Annotated in this window: 1 protein-coding gene; it reads right to left on the bottom strand. The window is 73.4% G+C overall.

Features of this window, described 5'->3' with window-relative positions:
• Positions 1–78: 78 nt before the first annotated feature.
• Positions 79–741: a hypothetical protein gene (locus GH736_RS23770; protein ID WP_159607559.1), complete on the bottom strand. Its 663-nt coding sequence runs from the start codon at positions 739–741 to the stop codon at positions 79–81.
• Positions 742–749 lie beyond the last annotated feature (8 nt).

Raw genomic sequence — 749 nt, 5'->3', positions numbered from 1 at the left:
CAGCAGCGCCCTCCGCGCCGTGCCGGAACGGGTCCGGCACGGATCGCGAAGGGCGCTGATGCGGGCGCCGACTGGGTGCTACGCCTCGAAGCCCGCGCGGTCGACCTTGCGGTGGTAGTGGGTGCCCGCCTTGCCGCCGAGGATGGCGCCGCCGAGGCTGGCGAGGGCCACCACGACCGCGGTGACGATGCCGGCGACGGTCAGCTCGCCCTCCGTGACCGGGATCCGCGGGAACACGTTCAGGTTGGCGAACAGGTCGAATCGGCTGCCGATCAGGACGCCCAGGAGGGCCACCACGATGGCGATCACGAGCGCCCACACCCACACGGCGAGGCCCTGGATCATGCCGTTGAAGCGCGCCATGCGCCCCGCGACGTAGCCGCCGCAGTAATAGGCGACGAACAGGATGACGAGCAGCGCGATCGCGCCGATCCATCCGATCGCCTCCGGGGCCAGGCCGATGTCGTCGGCGGCGGCCTCGGCGTCGTCGGCTCCCAGGCCGAGGGCGGCCCCCGTGGCCGCGAGCAGTGCAGTGAGGAGCGTCGCCGTGCCGACGGCCGTCAGCCATCCGAAGAAGGCCGAGCCGACCTTCACGCCGCCGAACGCCTCGCGTTCCCGGGCGACCACGTCACGGCGGTTCGCTGCCGGGTCGACCGCCTGGCGGCGGTCGTCGACCCCGTCGGCGTCGCGATCGACCACCTGGCGGCGGTCGTCGACCCCGTCGGCGTCGCGATCGACCACCTGGCGGC

The sequence above is a fragment of the Agromyces humi genome (genome assembly GCF_009720255.1).
Classification (GTDB): domain Bacteria; phylum Actinomycetota; class Actinomycetes; order Actinomycetales; family Microbacteriaceae; genus Agromyces; species Agromyces humi.
Note: the sequence above shows the minus strand (reverse complement) of the source record. Positions and strands in the feature narration are given on the sequence as shown.